General features: G+C 66.8%; 25 protein-coding genes. 11 read left to right on the top strand and 14 right to left on the bottom strand.

Features of this window, described 5'->3' with window-relative positions:
- Positions 1–71: 71 nt before the first annotated feature.
- On the top strand, positions 72–1,700 hold the full coding sequence (locus VXD91_RS09105; protein WP_346415213.1) for a fatty acid--CoA ligase: 1,629 nt from the start codon (positions 72–74) through the stop codon (positions 1,698–1,700).
- A gap of 12 nt (positions 1,701–1,712) precedes the next feature.
- On the opposite strand, the gene VXD91_RS09100 is transcribed toward VXD91_RS09105, so the two are convergent.
- Positions 1,713–2,543 (bottom strand): alpha/beta hydrolase, encoded by an 831-nt coding sequence (locus VXD91_RS09100; protein ID WP_346415212.1) that lies wholly within the window; start codon positions 2,541–2,543, stop codon positions 1,713–1,715.
- Between the two features lie 62 nt (positions 2,544–2,605).
- Between VXD91_RS09100 and VXD91_RS09095 the strand changes: the two genes are divergently transcribed.
- Positions 2,606–3,211, top strand: coding sequence for a TetR/AcrR family transcriptional regulator (locus tag VXD91_RS09095; RefSeq protein WP_133425493.1), 606 nt, complete (start codon positions 2,606–2,608; stop codon positions 3,209–3,211).
- Positions 3,212–3,336: 125 nt separating this feature from the next.
- On the opposite strand, the gene VXD91_RS09090 is transcribed toward VXD91_RS09095, so the two are convergent.
- Positions 3,337–4,530: a lipid-transfer protein gene (locus tag VXD91_RS09090; protein ID WP_212812779.1), complete on the bottom strand. Its 1,194-nt coding sequence runs from the start codon at positions 4,528–4,530 to the stop codon at positions 3,337–3,339.
- A 139-nt stretch (positions 4,531–4,669) separates the two neighbouring features.
- Between VXD91_RS09090 and VXD91_RS09085 the strand changes: the two genes are divergently transcribed.
- Complete coding sequence (locus tag VXD91_RS09085) at positions 4,670–5,719, top strand: dihydrodipicolinate reductase (protein ID WP_133425496.1); 1,050 nt, start codon at positions 4,670–4,672, stop codon at positions 5,717–5,719.
- Between the two features lie 62 nt (positions 5,720–5,781).
- Here VXD91_RS09085 and VXD91_RS09080 read toward each other — a convergent pair whose 3' ends face one another.
- Positions 5,782–6,825, bottom strand: a complete 1,044-nt coding sequence (locus VXD91_RS09080) for a zinc-binding dehydrogenase (RefSeq protein WP_346415233.1) — start codon at positions 6,823–6,825, stop codon at positions 5,782–5,784.
- 40 nt (positions 6,826–6,865) lie between these two features.
- Here VXD91_RS09080 and VXD91_RS09075 point away from each other — a divergent pair, with 40 nt between their 5' ends.
- Together VXD91_RS09075 and VXD91_RS09070 are read left to right on the top strand one after the other, a co-directional pair.
- Positions 6,866–7,351, top strand: a complete 486-nt coding sequence (locus VXD91_RS09075; protein ID WP_133425497.1) for an SRPBCC family protein — start codon at positions 6,866–6,868, stop codon at positions 7,349–7,351.
- 39 nt (positions 7,352–7,390) lie between these two features.
- Entirely contained in the window at positions 7,391–8,242 is an 852-nt protein-coding gene (locus VXD91_RS09070; RefSeq protein WP_346415211.1) for a patatin-like phospholipase family protein, read from the top strand.
- Here VXD91_RS09070 and VXD91_RS09065 read toward each other — a convergent pair.
- From VXD91_RS09065 to lpqV, 4 genes are all read right to left on the bottom strand, one after another.
- Positions 8,239–9,207 (bottom strand): patatin-like phospholipase family protein, encoded by a 969-nt coding sequence (locus tag VXD91_RS09065; RefSeq protein ID WP_133425499.1) that lies wholly within the window; start codon positions 9,205–9,207, stop codon positions 8,239–8,241. The two genes, VXD91_RS09070 and VXD91_RS09065, sit on opposite strands and share 4 nt — an antisense overlap.
- A 47-nt stretch (positions 9,208–9,254) precedes the next feature.
- Positions 9,255–9,461, bottom strand: a complete 207-nt coding sequence (locus VXD91_RS09060) for a hypothetical protein (RefSeq protein WP_237162747.1) — start codon at positions 9,459–9,461, stop codon at positions 9,255–9,257.
- Positions 9,462–9,820: 359 nt separating this feature from the next.
- On the bottom strand, positions 9,821–11,347 hold the full coding sequence (locus tag VXD91_RS09055; RefSeq protein WP_346415232.1) for an LCP family protein: 1,527 nt from the start codon (positions 11,345–11,347) through the stop codon (positions 9,821–9,823).
- 295 nt (positions 11,348–11,642) lie between these two features.
- Positions 11,643–12,065, bottom strand: coding sequence for a lipoprotein LpqV (lpqV, locus tag VXD91_RS09050; protein ID WP_133425501.1), 423 nt, complete (start codon positions 12,063–12,065; stop codon positions 11,643–11,645).
- 188 nt (positions 12,066–12,253) lie between these two features.
- Between lpqV and VXD91_RS09045 the strand changes: the two genes are divergently transcribed.
- A complete protein-coding gene (locus VXD91_RS09045; RefSeq protein ID WP_133425502.1) occupies positions 12,254–12,808 on the top strand; it encodes a cysteine dioxygenase family protein in 555 nt (184 codons plus the stop codon).
- Complete coding sequence (locus VXD91_RS09040; protein WP_133425503.1) at positions 12,808–13,254, top strand: rhodanese-like domain-containing protein; 447 nt, start codon at positions 12,808–12,810, stop codon at positions 13,252–13,254. Before VXD91_RS09045 ends, VXD91_RS09040 begins: the two co-directional genes overlap by 1 nt.
- On the opposite strand, the gene VXD91_RS09035 is transcribed toward VXD91_RS09040, so the two are convergent.
- The 3 genes from VXD91_RS09035 to VXD91_RS09025 form a co-directional block, all read right to left on the bottom strand.
- Positions 13,231–14,925, bottom strand: coding sequence for an alpha/beta-hydrolase family protein (locus VXD91_RS09035; protein ID WP_237162756.1), 1,695 nt, complete (start codon positions 14,923–14,925; stop codon positions 13,231–13,233). The two genes, VXD91_RS09040 and VXD91_RS09035, sit on opposite strands and share 24 nt — an antisense overlap.
- Before the next feature lie 63 nt (positions 14,926–14,988).
- Positions 14,989–15,762: an enoyl-CoA hydratase gene (locus VXD91_RS09030; RefSeq protein ID WP_135355226.1), complete on the bottom strand. Its 774-nt coding sequence runs from the start codon at positions 15,760–15,762 to the stop codon at positions 14,989–14,991.
- Between the two features lie 8 nt (positions 15,763–15,770).
- Positions 15,771–16,805, bottom strand: coding sequence for an enoyl-CoA hydratase/isomerase family protein (locus VXD91_RS09025; RefSeq protein WP_135355225.1), 1,035 nt, complete (start codon positions 16,803–16,805; stop codon positions 15,771–15,773).
- 162 nt (positions 16,806–16,967) lie between these two features.
- Between VXD91_RS09025 and VXD91_RS09020 the strand changes: the two genes are divergently transcribed.
- Complete coding sequence (locus tag VXD91_RS09020; protein WP_135355224.1) at positions 16,968–17,810, top strand: Bax inhibitor-1/YccA family protein; 843 nt, start codon at positions 16,968–16,970, stop codon at positions 17,808–17,810.
- 67 nt (positions 17,811–17,877) lie between these two features.
- Here VXD91_RS09020 and purT read toward each other — a convergent pair whose 3' ends face one another.
- Complete coding sequence (purT, locus tag VXD91_RS09015; RefSeq protein WP_135355223.1) at positions 17,878–19,080, bottom strand: formate-dependent phosphoribosylglycinamide formyltransferase; 1,203 nt, start codon at positions 19,078–19,080, stop codon at positions 17,878–17,880.
- 272 nt (positions 19,081–19,352) lie between these two features.
- Here purT and VXD91_RS09010 point away from each other — a divergent pair, with 272 nt between their 5' ends.
- Entirely contained in the window at positions 19,353–20,246 is an 894-nt protein-coding gene (locus VXD91_RS09010) for a DUF559 domain-containing protein (RefSeq protein WP_135355222.1), read from the top strand.
- A gap of 144 nt (positions 20,247–20,390) precedes the next feature.
- Here VXD91_RS09010 and VXD91_RS09005 read toward each other — a convergent pair whose 3' ends face one another.
- Both VXD91_RS09005 and VXD91_RS09000 read right to left on the bottom strand, forming a co-directional pair.
- Positions 20,391–21,608 (bottom strand): acetyl-CoA C-acetyltransferase, encoded by a 1,218-nt coding sequence (locus VXD91_RS09005; protein ID WP_135355221.1) that lies wholly within the window; start codon positions 21,606–21,608, stop codon positions 20,391–20,393.
- Positions 21,609–21,648: 40 nt separating this feature from the next.
- Positions 21,649–22,617: an SGNH/GDSL hydrolase family protein gene (locus VXD91_RS09000; RefSeq protein ID WP_135355220.1), complete on the bottom strand. Its 969-nt coding sequence runs from the start codon at positions 22,615–22,617 to the stop codon at positions 21,649–21,651.
- Positions 22,618–22,823: 206 nt separating this feature from the next.
- On the opposite strand from VXD91_RS09000, the gene VXD91_RS08995 reads away from it, so the two are divergent.
- On the top strand, positions 22,824–23,876 hold the full coding sequence (locus VXD91_RS08995; protein ID WP_135355219.1) for an alpha/beta hydrolase: 1,053 nt from the start codon (positions 22,824–22,826) through the stop codon (positions 23,874–23,876).
- 42 nt (positions 23,877–23,918) lie between these two features.
- Complete coding sequence (locus tag VXD91_RS08990; RefSeq protein ID WP_135355218.1) at positions 23,919–25,313, top strand: cystathionine beta-synthase; 1,395 nt, start codon at positions 23,919–23,921, stop codon at positions 25,311–25,313.
- Positions 25,314–25,350: 37 nt separating this feature from the next.
- Here the strand turns inward: VXD91_RS08990 and VXD91_RS08985 are convergent, their stop codons facing one another.
- A complete protein-coding gene (locus VXD91_RS08985; RefSeq protein ID WP_167837875.1) occupies positions 25,351–26,418 on the bottom strand; it encodes an EspA/EspE family type VII secretion system effector in 1,068 nt (355 codons plus the stop codon).
- Positions 26,419–26,580: the final 162 nt, after the last annotated feature.

Raw genomic sequence — 26,580 nt, 5'->3', positions numbered from 1 at the left:
ATCCTCCTACCTCGCAGGGTCGGCTAGCATCTCGACATCCCAGCGGCAGCAACCCAGAGGCGAAATTCACGATGCTCAGTACGATGCAGGACGCCCCGCTCACCATCGCCACGATCATGCGGCACGCGACTGGCCAGAATTATCGCCGAACCGTCACCACGGCGCTCGGCGGCGGCCAGTACCGCACCATGACCTATGGCGAAGTCGGCCGGCAATCCGCGCAGCTGGCCAATGCGCTGCGCGGGCTCGGCATCACCGGAGACCAGCGGGTGGCCACGTTCATGTGGAACAACGCCGAACACACGGTGGCCTACCTGGCCATTCCGTCCATGGGCGCGGTGCTGCACACCCTCAACATCCGGTTGTCCCCGGAGCAGATCGCCTACATCGCCAATGAGGCCGAGGACTCCGTCGTCATCGCGGATCTCTCGTTGACCGCACAATTGGCTCCGGTGCTGCCGCAGATGAAGACGGTGCACACGGTGATCGCAATCGGTGCAGGCGATTTGGCGCCGCTGGAGGGCGCCGGCAAAACCGTACTGCGGTACGACGAGCTGCTGGCCGCCCAGCCCGACGCCTTCGACTGGCCGGAGATCGATGAGCGGTCCGCGGCCGCGATGTGTTACACGAGCGGCACCACCGGAAATCCGAAAGGTGTTGTCTACAGCCACCGTTCGAGCTTCCTGCACGCCATGGCGACGTGCACCAGCAATGCGCTGGACGTCGGCAGCGAGGACGTGACGCTGCCCATCGTGCCGATGTTCCACGCCAACGCCTGGGGGCTGCCGTACGCCGCGCTGATGGCCGGTGCCGACCTGGTGATGCCGGACCGGTTCCTCGATGGTGCATCGCTGATCGACCTCATCGAGACGCATCGCCCGACCATCGCAGGCGCGGTTCCGACCATCTGGAACGACGTGATGAACTGCCTGGAAAAGAATCCGGGACACGACATTTCGTCGTTGCGGATCGTGGGCTGCGGCGGCTCGGCCGTGCCGTTGTCGATGATGCGCATCTTCCAGGAGCGGTACGGCGTCCACATCCGCCAGGCCTGGGGGATGACCGAAACCTCGCCGCTGGCCACGACCGCCAAGCCATTCCCGGGCGCGTCCGAGGATGAGTACTGGAAGAGTCGGGCGACCGCCGGGCGGGCGTTGTGCGGTGTCGAGATCCGGATCGTCGACGACGCCGGCGCCCCGCTGCCTCACGACGGGGAAGCGGTGGGGGAGATCGAGATTCGCGGACCGTGGATCACCGGCAGCTACTACCTGGGCTATGACTCAAGCAAGTTCGACAGCGGCTGGCTGCGCACGGGCGACGTCGGGCGCATCGACGACTGCGGGTTCGTCACCCTCACCGACCGGGCCAAGGACGTCATCAAGTCCGGTGGTGAATGGATTTCGTCGGTCGAGTTGGAGAACCACCTGATCGCGCACCCCGCGGTGCTGGAAGCCGCCGTCGTCGCGGTGCCCGACGAGCGCTGGCAGGAACGCCCGCTGGTCGCCGTCGTGCTGCACGAGGGCGCTTCGGCGACACCTGATGAACTTCGAGAGTTCCTGTCGGACAAGGTGGTTCGCTGGTGGCTGCCGGAGCGGTGGACGTTCGTCGACCAGGTGCCCCGCACCAGCGTCGGCAAGTACGACAAGAAGACCATCCGCGCCCGGTACGCCGACGGCGCCTACGACGTCGTCACCATCTAGTTCTCTCGCGAGCTAGGCGCGCACCGCGACGGTCGACATCAGGTCGGCGAGGCGGTCCGGGCGGTCGAGCATCGAGAATGTCTTTGCACCGTCGATGATTTCGAGGCGGGCGTTCGGGATGATCTGCGCCAGCTTCTCGCCGTCGCCGATCTCGAACAACTCGTCGTCAGCCGACCAGGCGACGAGCGTCGGCTTGTCGAATTCGTGCAGCCGCGCTGCGACTCCGGTGGTGACCGCGGTGCGCAGGGAGCTGGTGAACACGCGGAGATCCTCGGCGACAGCGGGTTTGGACTGCGTGTTGTGTACCCACTCCCGGGTCAGGGCGTCGAAGTCCGCGTATGCGAGCCCGGCGTACGCGCGCTTGCGGACCAACGGGACCCGGAACACCTGCGAGCCCGCGCGGAACAGCGCCTTGGAACGCGACGCCAGGATCAGCGGCTCGAGGATCGGTGGCGGAAAGTGTTCGAACGCATCGCAACTCGTCAGCACCATGGCACCGATGCGTTCCGGGTGGTGGACCGCGACCAGCTGCGTGACCACACCGCCGGTGTCGTTGCCGACGATGACGACGTCGTCGAGGTCCAATGCGGCCAGGGTATCGGCGACGATGCGCGCGACGCCGTGGATGCTCCGGTCGGCGCCTGGGCGCAGCGCTTCGGGATGCGCGCCGAGCGGCCAGGTGGGTGCTATGCACCGCAGGCCGCGTTCGGCCAGGCGCGCGGCGACCCCGCGCCACAATTGGCCACCCATCATGTATCCGTGCACGAAGACGACGGGCCTGCCGTCCTTCGGCCCGAATTCCTCGAAATGGATGGTTCCGGCGTTAATCTCGATGATCGACATGGATGACTCCTAGCTCGATACTCATTTACAAACAGGCTGTCCGCAACTTACCAACAGGGTGTATGGAAAACAAGAGGCGTACTCAGGAGGAGCGCTCCGCGGCTACCCGCGAAGCGTTGATCGTTGCCGCGCGGCGACTGTGGGGCGAGCGTGGTTATGCCGAGGTGGGCACGCCGGAGATCGCGACGACCGCGGGCGTGACCCGGGGCGCGATGTATCACCAATTCGCCGACAAGGCAGCGCTTTTCCTCGCTGTGGTGGAGGTGGTGGAACAGGACGTGATGGCCCGGATGGGGGCGATGGTGGCGGCATCGGGGGCGACGTCACCGGCCGATGCCGTTCGCGCCGCGGTCGATGCCTGGCTGGAAGTCTCCGGCGACCCGGAGGTGCGCCAGCTGGTGTTGCTCGACGCCCCGAGTGTCCTGGGTTGGGCGGGCTTCCGTGACGTCGCCCAGCGCTACAGCCTGGGCATGACGGAGCAGTTGCTCAGTGAGGCCATGAAAGCCGGCCAGCTGGCCCGTCAGCCGGTGCGGGCGCTGGCGCATGTGCTGATCGGTGCCCTCGACGAGGCGGCCATGCTCATCGCCACCGCGGACGACCCGAAGAAGACGCGTCGTGAGACCCGTCAGGTACTGCGCCGCCTCGTCGACGCCATGTTCGACGGCTAGCTGGTTCGGCGAGCAGACGTAAAACTGTCGTTTTCGAAGCGAAAACGACAGTTTTACGTCTGCTCGCAAGTTGGAGGTACCCCCGGCTCGGCAGAAGGGGTACCCCCAGCTCGCGGGGGAGGTGACTAGCGCTCGGCGCGCTGGTAGGCCGTCACGACGGCGGCGCCGCCGAGGCCGATGTTGTGCTGCAAGGCCGCGGTGACACCGTCGACCTGACGCTTGTCGGCGGTGCCGCGCAGCTGCCACGTCAGCTCGGAGCACTGGGCCAGGCCCGTCGCACCCAGCGGGTGACCCTTGGAGATCAGGCCGCCCGACGGGTTGACCACCCAGCGGCCGCCGTACGTGGTGTCGTTGTTGTCGATCAGGCGCGGCGCCTCACCCTCGCCGCAGAGGCCCAGGGCTTCGTACAACAGCAGCTCGTTGGCGGAGAAGCAGTCGTGCAGCTCGATGACCTGGAAGTCCTCGGGGCCCAGGCCCGCCTGGTCGTAAACCTTCTGGGCGGCTTGGACATTCATGTCGTAGCCGATGATGTTGGCGGCGCTGCCGTCGAACGTCGAGGCGAAGTCGGTGGTCATGGCCTGGCCGACGATCTCGACGGCCTGCGACGCCAGCCCGTGCTTGTCGACGAACGCCTCGCTGGCGAGAATCGCCGCGCCCGACCCGTCGGAGGTGGGCGAGCACTGCAGCTTGGTCAGCGGGTCGGAGATCATCTTGGCGGCCAGGATGTCGTCGAGCGTGTACTCGTCCTGGAACTGCGCATACGGGTTGTTGACCGAATGCTTGTGGTTCTTGTAGCCGATTTTTGCAAAATGTTCTGCAGTGCTTCCATATTTCTTCATGTGCTCACGGCCGGCCGCGCCGAACATCCACGGCGCCACGGGGAAGGCGAACTCGTCGATCTCGGCCAGGGCCTTGACGTGCCGCCCCAGCGGCGATTCGCGGTCCTGCGCACCTGCCTGAAGCGAACCCGGCTGCATCTTCTCGAAGCCCAGCGCGATGGTGCAGTCGGCGAGGCCGCCGCGGATCGCCTGTGCGGCAAGGTAAAGCGCCGTCGAACCCGTCGAACAGTTGTTGTTGACGTTGACGATCGGGATGCCTGTCATGCCCAGCTCGTACAGGGCGCGCTGGCCCGAGGTCGAGTCGCCGGAGCAGTAGCCGACGTAACCCTGCTCCACCTGGTCATACGAGATGCCGGCGTCGGCCAGGGCCTTGTTGCCGGACTCGTTGGCCATCTGCGGGTAGTCCCAGCCCTCGCGGCTGCCGGGCTTCTCGAATTTGGTCATGCCGACACCGACGACGAACACGCGATTCTTGGCCATGGGTTTCCTTTCGTTACTACCTGTAGTTCAGTCACGCCCGGCGGTTTTAGTCAAGACCCCAAAGGTCTGGTCTCCGGCGCCGGGCCGGTGGTATACAACCTAGAACGTGTTCTAGTTCGGGCGGTGCTCGGGAGGTTTCATGGCGTTGCGGGTCGTGCAGTGGGCAACCGGCGGAGTCGGCGTCGCCGCGATCAAGGGCGTGCTGGAACACCCGGACCTGGAACTGGTCGGTTGTTGGGTGCATTCGGAAGCCAAGAACGGCAAGGATGTTGGCGAGATCATCGGCGCCGAGCCGCTGGGTGTCACTGCGACCAACAACATCGACGACATCCTGGCGCTCGAGGCCGACGCCGTCATCTACGCCCCGCTGATGGCCAACCCCGACGAGGTGGCGGCCCTGCTGCGGTCCGGCAAGAACGTGGTGACGCCCGTCGGGTGGGTGTATCCGAGCGAGAAGCAGGGCGCGCCGATGCGGGAAGCCGCGCTGGCAGGTGGGGCCACGCTGCACGGCACCGGCATCGCACCCGGCGGCATCAGTGAGAAGTTCCCGCTGCTGTTCTCGGTGATGTCCACTGGCGTGACTTTCGTTCGGGCCGAGGAATTTTCGGATCTGCGCACCTATGAGGCGCCCGACGTGCTGCGGCACGTCATGGGGTTCGGTGAGACCCCGGACAAGGCGCTGACCGGTCCGATGCAGAAGCTGCTCGACAGTGGCTTCATCCAGGCCGTGCGGATGTGCGTCGACGAGTTCGGCTTCAATGCCGATCCGAAGATCGTTGCGCGCCAAGAGGTTGCGGTGGCGACCGCGCCGATCGACTCACCGCTGGGGCCCATCCAGCCCGGCCAGGTGGCCGCCCGCAAGTTCCACTGGGAGGCGGTCGTCGGCGACGAGGTTGTCGTGCGCGTCACCGTCAACTGGTTCATGGGTGAGGAAAACCTCGACCCGGCATGGGATTTCGGCCCCGAAGGTCAACGCTATGAGATGGAGGTCAAGGGAAATCCGGACTTCACCGTGTCGATCAAGGGCTTTCAGGGACTGGTCGGAGAGGACGGCCCCGAACCCGGCGTCGTCGGCACCGCCGCCCACTGCGTCAACTCCGTGCCGGCGGTGTGTGCCGCGGAACCGGGCATCGCCACCTATCTGGACCTGCCGCTCTTCAGTGCGAAAGCGGCACCTCGGCTGAGGTGAGCGCGACGTTTTTGCACGCCTGCGGCAGCGTGTCGGCGTACAAACACGGCCGCTCGCGGTAATTAGGGTTGCACGAGTATCCGGATCGGATTGCCTTCGGCCCGATCGAGTTTCGCGATGCCTTCGGCGACGTCCTCGAGCGGGACGATCTCGCTGATCGAACGGGTGAGGTCCAGACGGCCGCGGGACACCAGCGTGGCCAGCGTGCCGATGTCGGCGTTCTGGTAGCCCAGGTGCCCGCGCACCTGCTTCTTGGTCAGGTTGAAGAACGACGTCGGGCCGATCGACGGGGCATCGGCGCTCATCCCGACGCCGACGAACCGTCCGCCCACGGTCAGCGCCGCCAGCGCCTGATCGAACGTCGACCCCTTGCCGACCGCGTCGAACGCGACGTCGAGCATCCGGCCGCCGGTGGCTGCACCGATCTGGGCCAACAACTCCGGGTCGCGGGCGTCGAAGGCGTAGTCCGCGCCGACCTCCAGCGCGCGCTCCAGCACTGCCGGGTTGACGTCGACCGCGACGATCGGCGCCGCCCCGACCAATCGGGCCAACTGCACGATGTGCGTGCCGAGCCCACCCATGCCCCATACGCCGACGGACTCGCCGATACCCACCTGGCCGGTCCGCACGACGGCGCCGAACGGCGTCGACACCGCGTCGGCGAGGATCGCGGCCTGCTCCAGCGGCACGTTGTCGGGGACGCGCGTCAGCCCGAACGCCTGCGCGACGGTGTATTCGGCCCAGCCCCCGTCGTACGCGAACGCCATGAGCCGGATTCGCAGACAGTTCGACATGTCGCCGCGACGACAGTTAACGCAGTCCATGCACGGCTTGCCGGCGGCGACGACGACGCGGTCGCCCTCGGCCCAGCCGGTGACGCCCGGCCCCAGCTTGGCGATGGTGCCCGACGTTTCGTGGCCCTGCGTCACGACGGGGAGCTGCGACGGGAACGTGCCGTTGATCAGGCTGAGGTCGGAGTGGCAGATGCCGCAGTAGGCGACCTTGACCAGTACCTCGCCCGGGCCCGGCTCCGGAATCGGAACATCTTCCACCACAACCTTTTTGGTGTCGGCGTAGAACCGTTGGGCCCGCATCGTCGAGGTCATGGCACTCCAGTGGTCAGCATCGATGGTTACGATCGCCATCATGGCGCAGGCATTGGTGGTCGAGCAATCACGAATAGTCCCCGTCGCGGTGGCCGACGCGTTCAGCGGCACCGCACCGATCCCGCTCAATGAGCTGTTCTGTCGCTGGTACGGACCGATCCCGCCGATCAAGGCCGTGCGGAACCAGACCGGCATCTGGGATGCGGTGGGGCAGACCCGCACCATCCTGCTGACCGGTGGCGGCAGCATGGCCGAGACCCTGACCTCGTACGACGAGCCGCACTCGTTCGGCTACACGCTGTCCGACATCAACGGACCACTGGCGCCGCTGGTGGGTGGCGTGCAAGGGATGTGGCTGTTCCAGGATGTCTCCGCTGGGCAGAGCCCCCGCACCAAGATCACCTGGCGGTGGACCCTGCACCCGCGCAGCTCGCTGACCGCTCCGCTGCTGCCGGTGTTCGGCAAGCTGTGGAAGGGCTACGCCGGCCGGTCGCTGGAGCATCTTTCTGACCTCCTGGTGGGATGACGGTCCCACGGCGCACGCCGAATCCGGTTAGATGAACTAATGACTAAGCGTGCACTCGTTCTGGCTGGTGGCGGCATCGCCGGCATCGCGTGGGAGACCGGCATCCTGCAGGGCATCGCCGACGAGGCCCCGGAGGTCGCCGCGGCGGTGCGGAATTCCGATGTGGTGTTGGGCACGTCGGCGGGGTCGGCGGTCGGTGCACAGCTGGGCAGCGCCCTGAGCATCGGAGAGTTGTTCGAGCGCCAGGTGGCCGCCGAATCGGCAGAGATCAGCCCGGGCATCGACATCGAGGCCGTCCTGACCACGTTCATCGACGCGATGTCGGCGGACCACGGCAGCCGGGCCGAGCAGTTGCAGCGCCTGGGCAAGGCGGCGGCGGCCGCCGACACCGTCAGTCCGGCCGTGCGCCGCAACGTCATCGAACGCCGGTTGCCGTCGCACGAGTGGCCCGACCATGACCTGCGCATCACCGGCGTCGACATCGACACCGGCGAGTTGGTGGTGTTCACCCGCGAATCGGGGGTGTCCCTCGTCGACGCCGTCGAGGCCAGCTGCGCGGTGCCGGCCGCCTGGCCGGTGGTGACCATCGGCGGCCGCCGCTACATGGACGGCGGCATGGGCAGCAGCGTCAACATGATCGCGGTCAAGGACTGTGACGCCGCCGTCGTGCTGGTTCCGGCGCCGTCGGACTCGCCGTCGCCGTTCGGGGCGGGCCCCGGCGCGGACGTCAGGAGCTTTGCGGGCCGCGCCTGCGGCATCTTCGCCGACGCTGAGTCCCTCGCCGCCTTCGGCGTCGACCCGCTCGATCCGGCCTGTCGTATCCCGTCGGCGCAGGCCGGCCGGGTGCAGGGCAGAAAGGTCGCGGCAGAGGTCGCCGCGTTCCTGTCCTAGTCGGCGTGGTCGAGAGAATCGAGTGCGGCGCAAGCCAATTCGTGCCCGATCTCGATGACCTCGGAGGCTCGGTAGAACTCGAGGCTGCGGCACACCGTGCGCGGCACCTCGATCAACAGGTCGGGCGGATAGGCCGCCAGGGTGTGTCGCATCAACGCGGCCTGCGAGATTTCGATGGTGCGGTTCATGACCTCGAATCCGCCGAGCCGCGGCACGTGCGTGTCTTCTTCGGTCTCGACCTCGGACTCGGGGACGGCGTCGATGCCGTCGACCGCGTTGCTGAAGCGGCTCAGGACCGATCGTGCGGTGGGGCCGTCGAGCAGGGTGCTCGCCGCGGCCCGGTCGATCAGTGACGTCGTGCTGCGCCGCATGCGGTTCAACAGCTCGGCGGTGGGGCGCGGGGATTCCGGGGCGGGATTGGGGTCGCTGGCGTTGAGGCTGACCGCGATGGTCAGGTCGGCGTTGACGGCGGCGAGCGGTGCCATCGGCAGGGGGTCGAGGATGCCGCCGTCGGCCAGGAGCCGGCCGTCGAGCAGATAGGGCGCGATGACGCCGGGGATGGCGATGGAGGCGCGGATGGCCGCATCGATCGGGCCGCGCTGCAGCCAGACCGATTTTCCGGCGATCAGGTCGGTCGAGACGGCGGTGTAGGGGATCGGCAGGCTCTCGATGGTCCGCGGGCCGATGATCTCGCGGACGGCGGCCAGGATTTTCTCGGCGCGAAGCACACCGGCGGCGGTGAGGGATGGATCGAGCAGGCGAAGCACCGCGCTCTGCGTGAGAGCACTGGCCCAGGAGGAGAATTCGTCGAGTTTGTCGGCGGCCTGCAGTGCACCGACGAGTGCGCCCATGGATGAACCGGAGATGCCGACGACATCGAAGCCGCGCTCGCGGAGCGCGTCGATGACGCCGATGTGTGCGTAACCCCGGGCGCCACCGCTGCCAAGGACCAGTGCGACCCGCATGGCCCTATTTTGGCGTGCGGATCAGGCGGCGGCGAGACGAGGCCGCGTCAGCAGCGGATGCGCGAGAAGAACGCCGCCGAGACGAGCCCGATGATGAGGGCCACCTGCGGCTGTCCGCTGCTCATGGCGAAGAGGATGCCGCTGACCGCGGCGACCGCGATGAGCAGCAGGAGGATGCCCATGAAGAGCACCCGGCGCCCGTTGACCGCGCCACTGTGGGCCCGAGCGACCGGTACGTGCTGAGGAGCAACCATTGAGCTCATCCCTTCGACAATGAGTGAGACACCCCATAGTGTGCACCATTGTGTGAGTCAAAGCACAATTACTGACCAGTAGTTGGGAAATTCGTCGTATTCGTTAGCTGATCTCATTGCTTTCGCGACGTTTTGCCTGGTCGGCGGGCAAATTTGTTAGATGTGCTTTGTGTTCTGGGAATGGCGTCGCGGCTCATTTTTCGCGCTTCGATGGGCGGCGAATTTAATTCGTTGAACTAATCTAATTAATTTGCGCCGGCAGCTGGTGGCGTCTGCATCGCGAGTGTGCGTGCAGATCGCGGAACCGGCCGGATCGACGGTCTGTGCGCACACTGGCGGCACGGAAAAGCGGGCGCGCGTCAGTTGACGCAGGGGAGCCCGTCGTTGGCACGCACCGGCGGCCCGGCTTCCGGGGTCGGCAACGTGGTGTCGTAATTGGACGACTTGGCCGCGGCCAGGGAGACGCTGTCGAGCGTGTCGGGCACCTGATAACCCGGCCCCAGCGTCACGTGGATGCGGCCGGCGGGCACCGACGGGTCGGCGCGGACCGCGTCGATGCCCAACAGCTCTGCCAGGTGCTTGGCTTCGGCGTCGGTACCGGCGCCGAAGTCGACGGCCGTCGAACTGAGCTCGCCGTCCTGCGAGCTCCGGGTCTGGCCCATGGAGTATTCGAGATCGCCCAGGATCTCGGACATCTGCCGGCCCAGGCCCATCACGTCGGAACCGTTGATGACGTCGATGACGGCGGTCTTGGCGTTCTTCGACGTCGTACCGGTGCTGTCGGCGGCCTTGTCCAGCGTCGACGGCTCGGTCGATGTGGTGGGCGTGGTCGTCGGTGCGCCGGCCGGGGGCTTGAGGCCGAAGGCCTTGGCGACCTCGACCTTGATGGCCATGGGGTCGACGATGTTGACGTCCTGGCCGTCGATGTTGTCGTAGCGCACGACGGGCAATGTCCGGTACTGGACGTTTGCGCCGCCGGCGATCTCGCCCATGCGCTTGAACTGTTCCTGGCCCCAGCCCGCCGACAGCACGACGTCCTTCTGTGCGACGCCGATCAGCTGATTGAGCTTGCCGAGGTCGCTGAACGAGCCGTCCTTCTGCAGCTGGTGCATCACCGAGATCAGGAACGCCTGCTGGCGGTGGGTCCGGTCGAGGTCACCGTTGTCCAGGCCGTGCCGTTGCCGGACGAAGGCGACGACCTGCGAGGCGTCGAGCATCTGGCGGCCGGCCGGGAAATCGGCGCCCGAGTAGTCGTCGTACACGGGGTGGTTCAGGCAGATTTCGACGCCACCGAGGCTCTCGGCGATGTCGTAGAAACCGGCGAGGTTGACCTCGGCGAAGTAGTCGATGGGCGCACCGGTCAGATTGCGGACCGCGGCCAGGGTGGCGGCGCGGCCGGCCTCGCGGCTCTTGCGTTCCAGCTCGGCCTGGTCGGTGACGCCCTTGTCCATGAGGTGCTGCATGGCGTTGGCCTTGGTCAGGCCGTACGCCTCTTTGATCTTGATGTGGTCGTATCCGGGGATGCCGGTGACCCGCACATAGTCGTCGCGCGGGATCGAGAACGCGACCACATGGTTGTCGGCGGAGATGTGCGCCAGGATCAGCGTGTTGGTGTTGTAGCCGCCGTTGTCCGAATCCCCGGCGTGCAGCTTGTCGAGCAGCGCCTGCGGCAGGTCATTGCCCTGCTGGTCTTTCCGCGAGTCCAGGCCGATCAGCAGGATGTTCATCGCCCCGCCGGTGGACTTGGGCGCGTCGGCCCCGAGCGCATCGCTGACCGTGATGCCGTGCAGCGCGCCGCGCACCGTCCACCAGCCCAGGCCGGTCGTCGCCACCGCCACCGTGGTGACCAGGGCGAGCGCCACCCGCCCGACGGTGTCCCAGCCCACCCGGGCGCTGAGCAGGCTTTGCAGCCGGCTCCGGCGGTGCCGGGCTGGAAGACGGTGGCGGGCGGTATCGCTGCGCTGGAGATCGGAGGTGCTCAGCTGCGACCTCGAGGGGATGCGGTCATGGCGGTCATCTCGGCGGGCCTCGCGGGTACGTGAGGACCGCCGGTCGGATCCGGCGGTCGGAAAGTTCGCTGTCACCGCGGCCCGCGTGTATGCGTCAGAGCGATCGGACGGCAGTGCGACCGATTTTAGGGCAACGCCGCAGACTCAGCGAATCCTCAGTGAACGGCGGGTATCAGCCGCATTCACCTTTGGAGGCGCTGGTCGCGGCCATGATCACGCCGGCCTGCTGGCCTGCGGTGAGCTCGGTCCACGGGGTGTTGAAGTTACCGGGATCACGTGTTTCCGCCCGCTGCATGAGGCTCAGGTACGGCTCGACGAGCGTCGCCGGGTCGGCATGCTGAGCGTCCATCCACACCTTCGCGGCGTGGCACGCCTGGCCGAACTCGGACTCGGTCGCCGCCGGCGGGGCGTCGACGGCAGTTGTCACGCCGCCCGGGGAGACGGCGCCGCCGGCGGGTGCGGGGTGTTCGTGCGACTGCGTGGGCAGCTCGGCGGGAGTGTGGGCGGGAGCGGCTTGCTTGTCCGGCCCGCAGGCTGTCAGGAACGTCAGTGCGGTGGTCGTGAGCAGCGCTGCCCGGATGACGTTGATCTGCATGCTTGCCAATCTAGAGGTGTAGGCATTCAGGATCACCCTGACGCTAACCCTTTCCCGGCGGCCGCGGCGCCGACACCATGGGGAACATGGCAGTGCAGAACGTGCAGAACGCGACATGTTGTCGGGCTTGAGCCCGGCCTTGTGAGGGCGCCAAGCCCACCCGTTCGTTTCTGCATTGGAGTTCCGTCATGTCCGTCCTGACAGAGTTTTCTGTTTCTGGCCCCACTTCCCTGGCCCCGACCCGATTGCGGCTGCCCGACCTGCTGCACGCCACTGATCGGTGCGCCGACGACGTCCTGAGCGGCCGTTACGACCGGCTGCTGCCGGCCGACGGCCTGCCCCTTCACGAACGCTGGTTCCGCCGGTTGTACGGCGACGACGAACTCGATCTCTGGCTGATCAGCTGGGTCCCCGAGCGCAGCACCGAGCTGCACGACCATGGCGGATCGCTCGGTGCGTTGACCGTGGTGTCCGGGGCGCTCGAGGAAACCCGCTGGGACGGCCGCGGGCTGCGGCAGCGCACTCTGGAGGCCGGTGACCAGGCCGCGTTCCCGTTGGGCTGGGTCCACGACGTGGTGCGGGCGGGCAGCAACGATGCCGCAGGAGTATCGCCCGCTCCGCCCACTCTGAGTGTGCACGCCTACTCGCCGCCGCTGACCGCCATGTCGTACTACGACGTGACCGAAAGCCAGAAGCTGCGGCGCGTCTACACCGAACTCACTGACAAGCCCGAGGGGGACTGATGACCACGGCGAGTGAAGCGACGGGGAACGCGGTCAGCCGAGTCGACGCCATGCTGAACGCGGCGCGCGAGCGGCTGGTCCGGCTGTCCGCCGCCGAAATCCCCGCCGCGCTGGCCCGGGGCGCCGTGCTGGTGGACATCAGGCCGGCCGCGCAGCGCGCCATCGAGGGCGAGTTTCCCGGCGCGCTCGTCGTGGAACGCAACGTCCTGGAATGGCGCTGCGACCCGACCAGTGACGCCCGTCTGCCGCAGGCCACCGGAGTCGACGTCGAGTGGGTGGTGCTGTGCTCGCAGGGCTACACCTCGAGCCTGGCCGCCGCCGCGCTGCAGGACCTGGGGCTGTACCGCGCCACCGACGTCATCGGCGGATACCGGGCGCTGGTCGATGAAGGACTGCTGGGCGGGACGGCCGCGTCGGTGCTGCTACGTGCCGGCGCTTGGGTGTAGCAGCGGGCGCAACCGCTCCGTCTTCTCCTTGGTCCACTCCGGCGGCTGCAGCACGTCGGCCCACGCATCGGCGACGTCCCTGACGTAGACGTGTCCGTGCCCGTCCGGGACGTCGACCGCGACGGCCATGTCGGCCGACACCTGCAGGAACGTCACGACGGGAATCCACTCCATCCGCGGCGAGACGTCACGGCCGCGCGGTTCTTCCAGCCAGTCGGGCCGGGCGAACAGCAGGTCGGGATTCCACCAGGCGATCGGGTCGGACGCGTGCTGCAGATACACCACCCGCGGGTGGCCCCAGGTGGCGTCGGCAGGGCGGTCCAAATCCTCAGGGCGAGAAGCGAACCGGGCGTTGAGGCCGTGGTCGTAGATCGGCAGTTTCTCCAGTGACCCGGCGTCGCGGTAGCGGGTCAGCTCGGTCCAGATGACGTTGTTGAACGTCGGTCCGGAGAACAGCGCGCCGTCGGTGCGGGCCACCAGGTTGTTCAGCGACTGGAACGGAGCCTCGCCGCCGAACGAGCCGAGGCTCTCCCCGAACACCACGAGCTTGGGGCGCTTGCCCTCGGGCATCTGCCGCACGAGGGCGTCGACCTCTTCGAACAGTTCCTGGCCGGCTTCCTGCGCGTTGTCCTTGTCCACCAGGAACGAGATCCAGCTGGGCAGGAACGAATACTGCATCGACACGATCGCGGTGTTGCCGTTGTACATGTACTCCAGCGACGCGGCTTCGGCCTCGTTGATCCAGCCGGTGCCCGTCGTGGTGGCGACGGCGACGACCGCGCGCTCGAGTCCGCCGGTGCGCTTGAGTTCCTGCGCGGCGAGCCTGGCCGTTGCCCGGATGCCGTCCGCGGAGTGCAGACCGGCGTAGGCGCGAATCGGTTCGATTGCCTTGCGGCCGTTGAATTTCTCGAGCTCTTCGACGCTCGGTCCGTTGCCGACGAAGATGCGGCCCTGCCGGCCCAGCGACGACCAGCTGGCAAGTGAGCCGGGCCCGCCCGACCGCAATGGCGATGTGGGAGGCGGGTTGTCGGGATCATCCTCGTCATTGGCCGAGGCGAAGGTGTTGTTGATCCACGACATCGCATAGTTGCCGACCACACCGTTGAACACCTCGACGAACACGGCGATGACCAGGAGCACTGCCACCACGCCGGACACCCGAGGGGGAGCCACCCGCTCCAGCTGACGCATCAGGAAACGCACCAATTTGCGGATCAGCTGGCCGATTTCGACGAAGCCGAACAGGAAGACGATCGAGTACACCGCCGTCAGCGGGTGGTCCCAGAACTTCATCCGGGGCACGCCCATCATGTCGCGGACCTCGTCCTGCCAGACGTGGAACCAGATGACCGCGAGCACCTGGCCGATGACGCCGACCCCGATCAGGACGAGCCACGCCCAGCGGGGCGCCTTGGGACTGCTGTCCTTTGAGCGCATGTAGCGCACCAGAAAGACACTGAGCACCCCGAGGCCGTAGCCGCACGCGCCGGCAGCCCCGCTGACGATGCCCTGGAAGAGCGGTCCGCGCGGCAACAGCGACGGCGTCATCGAGAGCCAGATGAAGGTCAGGCCGACCGCGGTGCCGAAAAACGTGTAGCGGCGAACCCACCAATCCGAGGGTGGCTCTTCCAGTTTCGCGACGAATGACTCCTCGTCCGACGGCTCGGCCACCGTGACAGCGGCGCCGTCGTCGGCAGGATCAGGCAGTTGCGCGGTGTCGGCCACCGATCGACTTTACCGATGCGTGAAGTTCGGCGCGCGCTTCTCGGTGAACGCCGCCATGCCCTCGGTCTGGTCGTCGGTGGCGAAGGCCGAGTGGAACAGCCGGCGCTCGTACAACAGGCCCTCGGCGAGGGTGCTCTCGAAGGCGCGGTTGACCGCTTCCTTCGCCATCCGCGACGCCGAAAGCGACATGCCGGCAATGGTTTTGGCGACGGCGTTGGCCTCTTCGAGCAGCTTGTCGGCCGGGACCACACGCGACACCAGACCGCAGCGTTCGGCTTCCTCGGCGTCCATGTTGCGGCCGGTGAGGATCAGATCCATGGCCTTGGCCTTGCCCACGGCACGCGTCAGACGCTGGCTGCCACCCATGCCAGGGAGCACGCCCAGCTTGATCTCGGGCTGGCCGAATTTCGCGGTGTCGGCGGCGATCAGCAGGTCGCACATCATGGCGAGCTCACAACCGCCACCGAGCGCGTAGCCGGCGACGGCGGCGATGGTGGGGGTGCGGGTCGCGGCGAACTTGTTCCACAGCGCGAAGAAGTCCTGCGAGAACACGTCGGCGAACGTCAGGCTCGCCATCTCCTTGATGTCGGCGCCCGCGGCGAAGGCCTTCTCGCTACCGGTGATGATGATGGCGCCGATGCCCGGGTCCGCGTCGAGTTCGGCTGCGGCCGTGGTGACTTCGGTCATCACCTGGCTGTTGAGGGCGTTGAGGGCCTTCGGCCGGTTCAGGGTGATGGTGGCGACGCGGTCGTCGCGGGTGACCAGGATGGTTTCGAAAGTCATCGGTTCTCCTAGAAGGTGAGATCAGGGTCGGCGGAGACGAAGTAGGCGTCGACGTCGGCGGCGGTGCAGTCCGAAAGACTAGCCGGGGACCACTGCGGGTTGCGGTCCTTGTCGACGAGCTGGGCGCGGATGCCCTCCACGAAATCGTGAGACTTGTGCGATGCCATCGAGACTCGGAATTCCTGCACGAGGGTGTCCTCGAGGGTGGGCAGCTTCGCGGCGCGGCGCACGGCCTCCAGGGTGACTGTCAGCGCGATGGGCGACCGGGTGGCGATCAGGTCGGCTGCCGCGTTGGCGGGCGCGGCGTCGCTGTTCCGCAGGTTCTCCAGGATCTCGGCGACCGTGTCGGCCGCGTAGCACTCGTCGATCCAATGCTGTTGTGCCAGAAGCTCGCTGGCGGGCGGCTCGACGGCGTACTTCTTGAGCGCGGCGTCGGGGCCGTCGCTGATCACCAGGTCGCGGAAGGCTGGGAGGTCGGCCTGTGGGACGAAATGGTCGGCGAAGCCCAGAGCGATGGCATCCGCGCCGGAGAACGGGGCACCGGTGAGCGCGGCATGGAGGCCGATCAGGCCCGGCGCGCGGGACAGCAGGTAGGTACCGCCGACGTCGGGGATGAAGCCGATGCCGACCTCGGGCATGCCGAGCTTGGTCTTCTCGGTGACGACGCGGGTGTTGCCGTGCGCGCCGACCCCGACGCCGCCGCCCATCACGATGCCGTCCATCAGCGAGACGTACGGCTTGGGGTAGCGGCCGATGTGCGCGTTGAGCAGATATTCGTCGTGCCAGAACGTCCTGGCCTTGTCGTCCTGCGCCTTGGCGGAGTGATACAGCGCGACGACGTCGCCGCCTGCGCACAGGCCGCGCTCGCCGGCGCCGGTCAGCAGGACCGCGCGCACGCTGTCGTCGTGCTCCCACGCCCTGAGCGCCTCGGCCAGGCCCGTGACCATGACTTGATTGAGCGAATTGATGGCCTTCGGACGGTTCAGCGTGACGACGCCGACGCCGTTCTCGACATTTACTAGGATATCCTCGTTTTCCGCCACGGTAAGCAATCTAGATCGTCGCGCAACCGCTGCGCCGACCAGGTACCGTTTCACAGTAAGTTCCCAGTTTCTCCGTCTCGCCGGGAACCAACACCCGAAGCCGTACGTTGAGTGGGTGTTCGTCAGCAGACGGACCACAGCTTCACGAGAGGAACCCAGACGGTGCGCGAGAGCAGCAACCCGATATTTCGTTCCCTGCCCAAATCGCAGGGCGGATACGCGCAATTCGGTAGTGGCGCCGCCGCATATGGTGCCCAGCAGACCATGGCCCAGCCATACACCCAGTACCCGCAGCAGCAGGCCGGTTTCTCGCGCCCGCTGACCATCGACGACGTCGTCACCAAGACCGGCATCACGCTGGCGGTGCTGACGGTCAGTGCGGTCGTTTCGTACTTCGTGATCATGTCGAACCTGGCGCTGGCCGGGCCCATCGCCATGATCGGTGCCCTCGGCGGCCTGGTGATGGTCCTCATCGCCACGTTCGGCCGTAAGCAGGACAACCCGGGCATCGTCCTCACCTACGCGGTGCTCGAGGGCATGTTCCTCGGTGCCTTCTCGTTCGTGATGGCCAACTTCGCGGTCTCCGGCGCCAATGCCGGTGCCCTGATCGGCCAGGCCATTCTCGGCACCTTCGGTGTGTTCTTCGGCATGCTCGTCGTCTACAAGACCGGCGCCATCCGCGTCACCCCGAAGTTCACCCGCATGATCGTCGCCGGCATGTTCGGTGTTCTGGCGCTCATGCTCGGCAACTTCATCATCGGCCTGTTCAACGGCGGCGCGGGCATGGGCCTGCGCAGCGGCGGCACCATCGCGATCATCTTCTCGCTGGTCTGCATCGCGCTGGCGGCGTTCAGCTTCCTGCTCGACTTCGACGCTGCCGACCAGATGATCCGCGCCGGCGCGCCGGAGAAGGCGGCATGGGGCGTCGCGCTCGGCCTGACCGTCACCCTGGTCTGGCTGTACGTGGAAATCCTGCGACTGCTGAGTTACTTCAACAACGACTAGCTCCGTTGACAGAGAAGGGGCGTCCGCTTCGGCGGGCGCCCCTTCTTCGTGTCGTGCAGTGTCCGGCTCAGACCGCGCGCGGCTTGACGCGGCCGGCCGCTTCGGCGGCGTTGCGGCGTGCGGTGTCGATGTCCGCGGCCCGCGCCAGGGCCACACCCATCCGGCGGGTGCGGAAGCTCTCGGGCTTGCCGAACAGGCGAATGTCGGTGCCCGGCACCTGCAGGGCCTCATCGATGCCGTCGAAGACGATGCCCTCGGCCTCCACGCCGCCGTAGATCACCGCGCTGGCGCCCGGGCTCTTGAGAGACGTGTCCACCGGCAGCCCGAGGATCGCACGGGCATGCAGCTCGAACTCGTTCTGCCACTGCGTGATCATCGTCGTCATGCCGGTGTCGTGTGGGCGCGGGCTCACTTCGCTGAACCACACCTGGTCGCCCTTGACGAACAACTCGACGCCGAAAACGCCCTGCCCGCCGAGGTTTTCGGTGACCTTGTGCGCGATGTCCTGGGCGTTGGCCAGAGCCGCGGCCGACATCGGGTGCGGCTGCCAGCTCTCCACGTAATCGCCGGAGACCTGACGGTGCCCGATCGGTTCGCAGAACTGGGTCTCGACCTCGCCGTCGGCGCCTCGTGCCCGGACCGTCAACAGCGTGATCTCGTAGTCGAAGTCGACGAAGCCCTCGACGATGATGCGGGTGTTGGTCACGCGCGCCCCGCCCATGGCGTACTCCCAGGCCTTCGCGACGTCGTCCGGGCCGTCGAGCTTGCTCTGGCCCTTGCCCGAACTGCTCATCACGGGCTTCACGACGCACGGGTACCCGATGCCGCCATCGATGGCGGCTTGGAGTTCCTCGAGCGAATCGCAGAACTTGTAGGGGCTCGTCGGCACGCCGAGTTCTTCGGCGGCCAGGCGCCGGATGCCCTCGCGGTCCATGGTGAGGCGGGCGGCCCGCGCGGTCGGGATCACCCGCACCACACCGGCCTCCTCGAGTTCCTGCAGCGCCGGCGTGGCGATGGCCTCGATCTCCGGCACCACGAGGTCCGGCTTCTCCGCCGCGATCAGCGCCTTGAGCTGGTCGGGGTCGGTCATCGAGATGGTCCGCGCGTGGTGGGCCACCTGCTGGCCCGGCGCGTTCTCGTAGCGGTCGACGGCAATGGTCTCGACGCCCAGGCGCTGCAACGCGATCAGCACTTCGCGACCGAGTTCGCCGGAGCCGAGCAGCATGACCTTGGTCGCGTTCGGCGACAGTGGGGTTCCGATGGTGATCATTGGGCGGAAAGTCTATGGGGTGGGGTTCTATGTGGGTTGATCCTGTACTGAGGGCGTGGGTTTCTCGCACTCTTGCGCCATGGATTCAGGCTCAGAGTCCTGATCGCCCATCGGCGCATTGGCCCTGTACTAGTGGCGCGGGCTACTCGTACGAATGCGCCGCGGATACAGGCTCAACGTGAGTTATCCACACTTCGCAGTTGATCCACACTCCACGGCTGTGTCGGCGCGATCGAGACCTTTCTGTCAGCGGGGCGGCAGACGGTTGCGTCATGATCACCGAATCGGACCCGTTCATCGGCAGCGAGGCTGTCGCAAGTCGATCGCTCACCCGCTACGAGCTGCGCCGCCACTACCGGGCGATGCTGCCGAACATCTACGTGGACAAGCGAATTGACCCATCGCTCTACCAGCGGACGCAGGCCGCGTGGCTGTGGTCTGGACGCGAGGCCACCATTGCCGGGCATGCCGCGGCAGCCCTTCACAGGGCGAAGTGGGTGCCTGATGACGCGCCGATTGAACTCATCTACGCCAATACCAGGCCGCCCAGGAACGTCATCGCCCGTGATGACCTGCTCTTCGACGACGAGAGCCAGTTGCTCGGCGGATTGCCTGTGACGACGTCGCACCGTACGGCGTTCGACCTCGGACGACGCGGGTCGCTCGTCGACGCGGTTGCCCGACTCGACGCTCTCGGTGCCGCCACCGGATTCAACGTCGACGCAGTGCGTGAGGTGGCAGGCCGCCACCGGCACGCGCGAGGGTTGCGCCAATTGGAGCAGGCTCTGGCTCTCTACGACCCGGGCGCCCAATCCCCGCAAGAATCCTGGCTTCGACAATTGCTGATCGCCGAAGGCTTTCCACGACCGAAGACTCAGATCCCGGTGACTGGCCCCGATGGCCGCGCCAAGTACTTCCTCGACATGGGATGGGAAGACATGCGGCTCGCTGTCGAGTACGACGGCGAGCAACATGCGGGCCAGATCGGCTACGACATCGTGCGCAGCGAGTACATCGCCGGCGTCGGGTGGACGGTGGTCAGAGTGGCCGCCGGACATCGCCGGGCGGAGATCATCGCGTGGGTGAATCGGGCCTGGGCGCGGGCACTCTATCGACGAAATCCTGCAGTGTTTCTGCCCTCGCGCGACGCCGGACGCGCGAGTTAGGCCAAGGGTTCAGGGTCAACGCCAGATGCCCCCAGAAACACGTTGACCCTGTACCTGGGGCGCATGTCACTCGAACAAATGCGCCCTGAGTACAGGGTCAACGCTGAGGCGGCGGGACGCCGCTTCAGAGACTGCTTAAGGGACTTACGAAAGCCGCTCGATGATCATGGCCATACCCTGGCCACCACCGACACACATGGTCTCGATGCCGAACTGCTTGTCGTGGGTCTGCAGGTTGTTGATCAGCGTCGCGGTGATGCGGGCGCCGGTCATACCGAACGGGTGGCCGAGGGCGATGGCGCCACCGGACACGTTCAGGCGGTCCTCGTCCATGCCCAGGGCGCGGGCCGAGCCCAGCACCTGCACGGCGAAGGCCTCGTTGATCTCGTAGAGGTCGACGTCACCGATGGCCATGTTGGCGCGGCCGAGGGCCTGCTTGACGGCCTCGATCGGGCCCAGGCCCATGATCTCCGGCGACAGACCCGAGACACCGGTCGAGACGATGCGCGCCAGCGGGGTCAGGCCGAGGGCCTTGGCCTTCTCGTCGCTCATGATCACGAGGGCGGCGGCGCCGTCGTTCAGCGGGCAGGCGTTACCGGCGGTGATGGTGCCGTTCGGGCGGAACACCGGCTGCAGCTGGCTGATCTTCTCGTAGGTGGTGCCGGCGCGCGGGCCGTCGTCCTTGGAGACGATGGTGCCGTCGGGCAGCGTGACCGGGACGATCTCGCGCTCGAAGAAGCCGGCGTTGATGGCTTCCTCGGCCTTGTTCTGCGAGCGGACGCCCCAGTGGTCCTGGTCCTCACGGCTGATGCCGGTGTGCAGGACGACGTTCTCGGCGGTCTGGCCCATGGCGATGTAGACGTCGGGCAGGACGCCGTCTTCGCGCGGGTCGTGCCACTCGGTGGCGCCTTCGGCCTGCTTGGCGGTGCGGGCCTGAGCCTCGTCGAACAGCGAGTTCTTGCTGTTCGGGGCGCCGTCGGCAGCGCCGATGCCGAAGCGGGACACGGTCTCGACACCGGCCGAGATGAACACGTCGCCCTCGCCGGCCTTGATGGCGTGGAACGCCATGCGGGTGGTCTGCAGCGACGACGAGCAGTAGCGGTTGACGGTGGTGCCCGGCATGAAGTCGTAGCCGAGCTCGACGGCCACGGCGCGACCGATGTTGTAGGCGGCCTCACCACCGGGCTGTCCGCAGCCGATCATCAGGTCGGCGACATCGCGCGGGTCGAGCGCGGGCACCTTGTCCAGCGCGGCGCGCACCATCTGGGCGGCGAGGTCGTCGGGCCGCATGGTGGCCAGCGAGCCCTTGACGGCACGGCCGATGGGGGAGCGGGCGGTGGAGACGATGACGGCTTCGGGCATGACGGGCTCCTAAGGATCCAAAAATTGCTTCCCGGCGAATTTATCCCGTGACAGGAGCGACGATCGGCGCGGGTACGCCTGTCGTGCGCCGCCACAGGCGCGCGATGCCGGCCAGGCGGGCCAGCAGGCTCGTCACGTCCGCGGTCCGGGAGACCAGCGCGGATGCCGGCGGCGACTCAGTTGTCCACTCGCCCAACGCTTCACACAGGGCCGGCAGCAACTGCTGGGCCGCCAGCGAGTAACCGGCGGCCGACGGGTGGAACATGTCCGGGGAGAACAGCACCTCGGGCGCCTTGAGGAAATCGGGCGCCAGCAGGTCCGAGAACGGCACCGGCACGCCGCCGTTCGACCGCACCTGCCCGGCCTGGGCCCGGGCCAGCCGCAGGCCCCGATTGCGGGCCACCCAGCGCAGCGGCTGCGGGATGGCGGCGATGGCGCCGAAGTCGGGACACGTGCCGACGATGACGACTGCGCCGCTGGCGCACAGGCGCTGCACCGCGTTGCCCAGCCGGCGCGCCGACTGCCAGATGCCGTTGACGGCGGTGATGTCGTTGGCGCCGATCATGATGACCGCCGCGTCCGGTGGCGGGCCGGCCACGAACATGGCGTCGATCTGGCCGGACAGGCCTTTCGAGGTCGCGCCCACGATGGCCTTGGTGGACAACCGGATTCGCTTACCGGATTGCTGCGCCAGCCCACGGGCGAGCAGGACGCCGGGCACTTCGTCGGCGCTGCGGCAGCCGTATCCCGTGGCGGTGGAGTCGCCGAAGATCATCAGGTGCAGGTCGAACGGCACGCCACGCTGCCACTTTTCGACGGGTCCGCCCCCGGGGCTGTAGACGCCGTCGGCCCGTGGCGGGACTTCCCATGACTTGGGGATGACCCGGCGCGCAGTGGCTGCCTGGCCGCTCAGGAGGTTGCGGACCCCGACGTAGAACGACCCCGTCGAGGCGATGGTGGCTGCGGTCGCCAGAGCGATGGTCGTCCGGCGCGGTGCACGTATGCCCACGGCGTTCAGTCTAGGTCGGTTGCCCAGATTCGCAGGTCGATGAACCGCGGGCGACCCGGTCACGTAGTCATATCGACTGGGGCATCAATTCGGCGACTTTGATTGTTGATCTATGTAGCAGTGGCAAGCTAAGTTACGCGGGTTGTCTATTAAGTGACGTAAATAACGAAGTGCACCGGAACTACAAAGGCGTAGGAGTGGTGGCGATGACCGCACCGAGCAGGGTTGTCAGAACCCATAGTGTTGCTATAAGTCCTGTTAAGGGGCGGAAACCACGCCGCTATCCGGTCAGTGACGGCGCACCGGTAGAGATCGTCGAGGACGGTCCCAGCCTCGCCGGTCGCTTGATGTCGGTAGCCGCGACACTCGCCATCAAGTCAACTCTGACCATCGGCAGCTACGCCCCGAAGGCCCCCTGGCCGTGGGGAATGGTGGACTTCGTCGCCCGGATCATGAGGCCCGAGCCGGGCACCGTCCGCGCCACGATCGGTTTGCCGAACTGTACGGCGCACCTGGTCCGCGCCAAGGGCGTGCTGCCGGCCGACGGCCGTCGCAGCGTCATCCTCTACATGCACGGCGGGGCATTCCTGACCTGTGGCGTGCACACCCACGGCCGCGTGGTCGGCGCGTTGTCCAAGTACGCCGACGCGCCCGTCCTGGTCGTCGACTACCGGATGATTCCGAAGCACTCGATCGGCGAGGCCCTCGAGGACTGCCACGACGCCTACCGGTGGCTGCGCCTGAAGGGCTACGAGCCGGACCAGATCGTGCTCGCCGGCGACTCCGCGGGCGGCTACCTGTCGCTGGCACTGGCCGAGAAGCTCCAGGAGGAGGGTGAGCTGCCGGCCGCGGTGACGACGATGTCGCCGTTGTTCGAGATCGACAACGAGAGCCGGGCCCAGCACCCGAACATGAAGTCCGACGCGATGTTCCCGGCACACGCCTTCGACGCGCTGATCGAACTCATCGAGCACGCCGCCTCGCGCCACCTCGTCGACGGAAAGCCCGAAGAGATCTACGAGCCGCTCGACCACATCGAGCCCGGCCTGCCGCGCACCCTGATCCACGTGTCCGGCTCCGAGGTGCTCCTCAACGACGCCCGCAAGGCCGCGCACATGCTGGCCGCCAGCGGCGTGCCGGTCGAGGTGCACGTCTGGCCCGGCCAGATGCACGTGTTCCAACTCGCTGCCCCGCTGGTCAAGGAGGCCGACCGCTCGCTGAAGCAGATCGGCGAGTACATCCGCGAGGCAACCTGGTAATCCGGTATGCGCAACCCGGGGGCGGCCTGACAACATGTACCCATGCGCATCGCCCGGCACATCAGTGAGCTCATCGGCAATACGCCTCTGGTCCAACTGAACTCGGTTGTTCCAGCGGGTTCGGGGGTGGTGGCCGCCAAGATCGAGTACCTCAACCCCGGCGGCAGCGCCAAGGACCGCATCGCGGTCAAGATGATCGACGCCGCCGAAGAGGCCGGTCTGCTCAAGCCGGGCGGGACCATCGTCGAACCCACGTCCGGTAACACCGGCGTCGGGCTCGCCATCGTCGCGCAGCAGCGCGGCTACAAGTGCATCTTCGTCTGCCCCGACAAGGTCAGCGAGGACAAGCAGAACGTGTTGCGCGCGTATGGCGCCGACGTCGTCGTCTGCCCGACGGCCGTGGCCCCCGACCATCCGGACAGCTACTACAGCGTTTCCAACCGACTGGTCACCGAGATCGACGGCGCCTGGAAGCCGGACCAGTACTCCAACCCGAACGGCCCGGCCAGCCACTACGAGACCACCGGCCCGGAGATCTGGGCCGACACCGACGGCAAGATCACGCATTTCGTGGCGGGCGTCGGCACCGGCGGCACGATCACCGGCACCGGCCGCTACCTCAAGGAGGTCTCGGGCGGCCGGGTCAAGGTCGTCGGCGTCGACCCGGAGGGCTCGGTGTACTCCGGCGGCACCGGCCGGCCGTACCTGGTCGAAGGCGTCGGTGAGGACTTCTGGCCGTCGGCCTACGACCCCAGCGTCCCCGACGAGATCATCGCCGTGTCCGACGCCGATTCGTTCGAGATGACCCGGCGCCTGGCGCGCGAAGAAGCCCTGCTGGTCGGCGGCTCGTGCGGCATGGCCGCGGTCGCGGCGATCAAGGTCGCCGAGCGCGAAGGGCCCGACGCCGTCGTCGTCGTGCTGCTGCCCGACGGCGGAAGAGGTTATCTGTCAAAGGTTTTCAACGACGAGTGGATGTCGTCGTACGGCTTCCTGCGCACCCGCCTGGACGGCACGCCGGAGGAACACACCGTCGGCGACGTACTGCGCGGCAAGTCCGGCGCGCTGCCGGACCTGGTGCACACGCACCCGTCGGAGACGGTGCGCGACGCCATCAACATCCTGCGCGAGTACGGCGTCTCGCAGATGCCGGTCGTCGGGGCCGAGCCGCCGGTGATGGCCGGCGAGGTCGCGGGCAGCGTGTCCGAACGTGAGCTGCTCTCAGCGGTTTTCGAGGGCCGGGCGAAACTGGCCGACGCGGTGGCGCAGCACATGAGCCCGCCGCTGCCGCTCATCGGTGCCGGCGAGCTGGCCTCCGCGGCGGCCAAGGAACTGCGCGAGGTCGACGCCGTGATGGTCGTCGACGACGGCAAGCCCGTCGGCGTACTGACGCGGCACGATCTGCTGGGATTCCTGTCACAGGGCGGCTCGCGCAAATAGCCGATTGCACCTAAGTGCCGTCCGTTGCCGGATCGGCCTACTCGAGATTCATTTGTGCTGCCAGGTTTGCCGCTCCGGTCGCGTCTGTGCGGTCGTACCAATCCGCCGCTGCACTGAGACCGGCGGCCAACCCATCGGCTCGCATGGTGATTGCTTGCGCTGAGTTCGCGCGGTCGATGCAGGCTTGCATGACTGCTTCACTTGTCGGCGCGCAAGCAGACCCGTGCGTGGTGAATACGTTGCGGCCTGTGTCAGCTGTGAGGGCGCCAGCTTGCTTCGACATGACGGCGACAACGTGCTGACTGTCTGAAAGCCGCCGCAGGGCATTCGGCTCGACAGTGAGTCGCTGAGCTGGATCGAGCGACGGTGTACCAGTTGTTGCATCAGCTTGGGCGTACGAAGTCGCGGCGGCCTTTACGGACGCGGCGTAGCGGGTCACTGCGGTGGTGAGGCGATGAAAGTCCGCGATGGGCAAGGGCATCGTGTACATCACGGTCTGAACTTGAAAGCCGTACGAGATGACGTCTCCGTGCGGCAGGGCGCCGAGAAGGATTGCGACTGGCACCGCGCCGTTCAGTGTGTGCGAAGCGCTCTCGATGCTCTTCCGCGTGGCGGCTACATGCAGCGCTTCGGCACCGAGCGCGGCAGCTACTGTGTCGTCCGCCTTCGCTAGTGCTTCGGCTTTATGTTTCTGGACTTCATTGGCATCTGAATAGGCGGTCGATGCGGATCCGGTCCAACTATCCGGCGGTGATGCGGCGCCCATTTGCTCAGCTGTGGCTGCGAAGGCTTGTGCGCCGGACTTGAAATCAGCACCTGAATCCGGAACTCCGGCGCCGCATTGCTGGAGCATGTCTTTCAGTACAGCGAGCGCGGCCGCAAGGATGGGTGTGTTTCCGGAACCCGACGCGTTGGGCTTGTCGCCGAGTGCAGCAACTGCTGAAGATGCCACATTGAGTGACGGCGCGAGTATGCCTGCGAGATTGGTGGCTGATCCAAACGGGTCTTTCTTGAAGTTGCGTATGTTGTCGTAGATCCCAATGGGAATTACGTTCGCGGAGCCGACACTGCGCACGATGTCGGCGACGATCTGTTCATAATCCACCATTGGTCCCCAATTCCGCGTCCCCGTTTACCGGCGCTCGACTCCATTATCTGACAGATAAATCGAGTGCTCGACGGAAACTGCACGCTTGCGCTACTACGAAGAAGCGTCAGCTGGGCGCGAGCGAGGGTTGGCCTCGCGGCACCCTCGGTTCGAACCTCG

The organism is Mycobacterium sp. SM3041, assembly GCF_039668335.1.
Lineage (GTDB): Bacteria > Actinomycetota > Actinomycetes > Mycobacteriales > Mycobacteriaceae > Mycobacterium.
This window is presented reverse-complemented; position numbering and strand designations above follow the sequence as displayed.

Bases quoted from the DNA above. Each gene is read 5' to 3' on its own strand.
- VXD91_RS09105 (WP_346415213.1), top strand. From the start codon at position 72: ATGCTCAGTACGATGCAGGACGCCCCGCTCACCATCGCCACGATCATG.
- VXD91_RS09100 (WP_346415212.1), bottom strand. From the start codon at position 2,543: ATGTCGATCATCGAGATTAACGCCGGAACCATCCATTTCGAGGAATTC.
- VXD91_RS09095 (WP_133425493.1), top strand. From the start codon at position 2,606: ATGGAAAACAAGAGGCGTACTCAGGAGGAGCGCTCCGCGGCTACCCGC.
- VXD91_RS09090 (WP_212812779.1), bottom strand. From the start codon at position 4,530: ATGGCCAAGAATCGCGTGTTCGTCGTCGGTGTCGGCATGACCAAATTC.
- VXD91_RS09085 (WP_133425496.1), top strand. From the start codon at position 4,670: ATGGCGTTGCGGGTCGTGCAGTGGGCAACCGGCGGAGTCGGCGTCGCC.
- VXD91_RS09080 (WP_346415233.1), bottom strand. From the start codon at position 6,825: ATGACCTCGACGATGCGGGCCCAACGGTTCTACGCCGACACCAAAAAG.
- VXD91_RS09075 (WP_133425497.1), top strand. From the start codon at position 6,866: ATGGCGCAGGCATTGGTGGTCGAGCAATCACGAATAGTCCCCGTCGCG.
- VXD91_RS09070 (WP_346415211.1), top strand. From the start codon at position 7,391: ATGACTAAGCGTGCACTCGTTCTGGCTGGTGGCGGCATCGCCGGCATC.
- VXD91_RS09065 (WP_133425499.1), bottom strand. From the start codon at position 9,207: ATGCGGGTCGCACTGGTCCTTGGCAGCGGTGGCGCCCGGGGTTACGCA.
- VXD91_RS09060 (WP_237162747.1), bottom strand. From the start codon at position 9,461: ATGGTTGCTCCTCAGCACGTACCGGTCGCTCGGGCCCACAGTGGCGCG.
- lpqV (WP_133425501.1), bottom strand. From the start codon at position 12,065: ATGCAGATCAACGTCATCCGGGCAGCGCTGCTCACGACCACCGCACTG.
- VXD91_RS09045 (WP_133425502.1), top strand. From the start codon at position 12,254: ATGTCCGTCCTGACAGAGTTTTCTGTTTCTGGCCCCACTTCCCTGGCC.
- VXD91_RS09040 (WP_133425503.1), top strand. From the start codon at position 12,808: ATGACCACGGCGAGTGAAGCGACGGGGAACGCGGTCAGCCGAGTCGAC.
- VXD91_RS09030 (WP_135355226.1), bottom strand. From the start codon at position 15,762: ATGACTTTCGAAACCATCCTGGTCACCCGCGACGACCGCGTCGCCACC.
- purT (WP_135355223.1), bottom strand. From the start codon at position 19,080: ATGATCACCATCGGAACCCCACTGTCGCCGAACGCGACCAAGGTCATG.
- VXD91_RS09010 (WP_135355222.1), top strand. From the start codon at position 19,353: ATGATCACCGAATCGGACCCGTTCATCGGCAGCGAGGCTGTCGCAAGT.
- VXD91_RS09005 (WP_135355221.1), bottom strand. From the start codon at position 21,608: ATGCCCGAAGCCGTCATCGTCTCCACCGCCCGCTCCCCCATCGGCCGT.
- VXD91_RS08995 (WP_135355219.1), top strand. From the start codon at position 22,824: ATGACCGCACCGAGCAGGGTTGTCAGAACCCATAGTGTTGCTATAAGT.
- VXD91_RS08990 (WP_135355218.1), top strand. From the start codon at position 23,919: ATGCGCATCGCCCGGCACATCAGTGAGCTCATCGGCAATACGCCTCTG.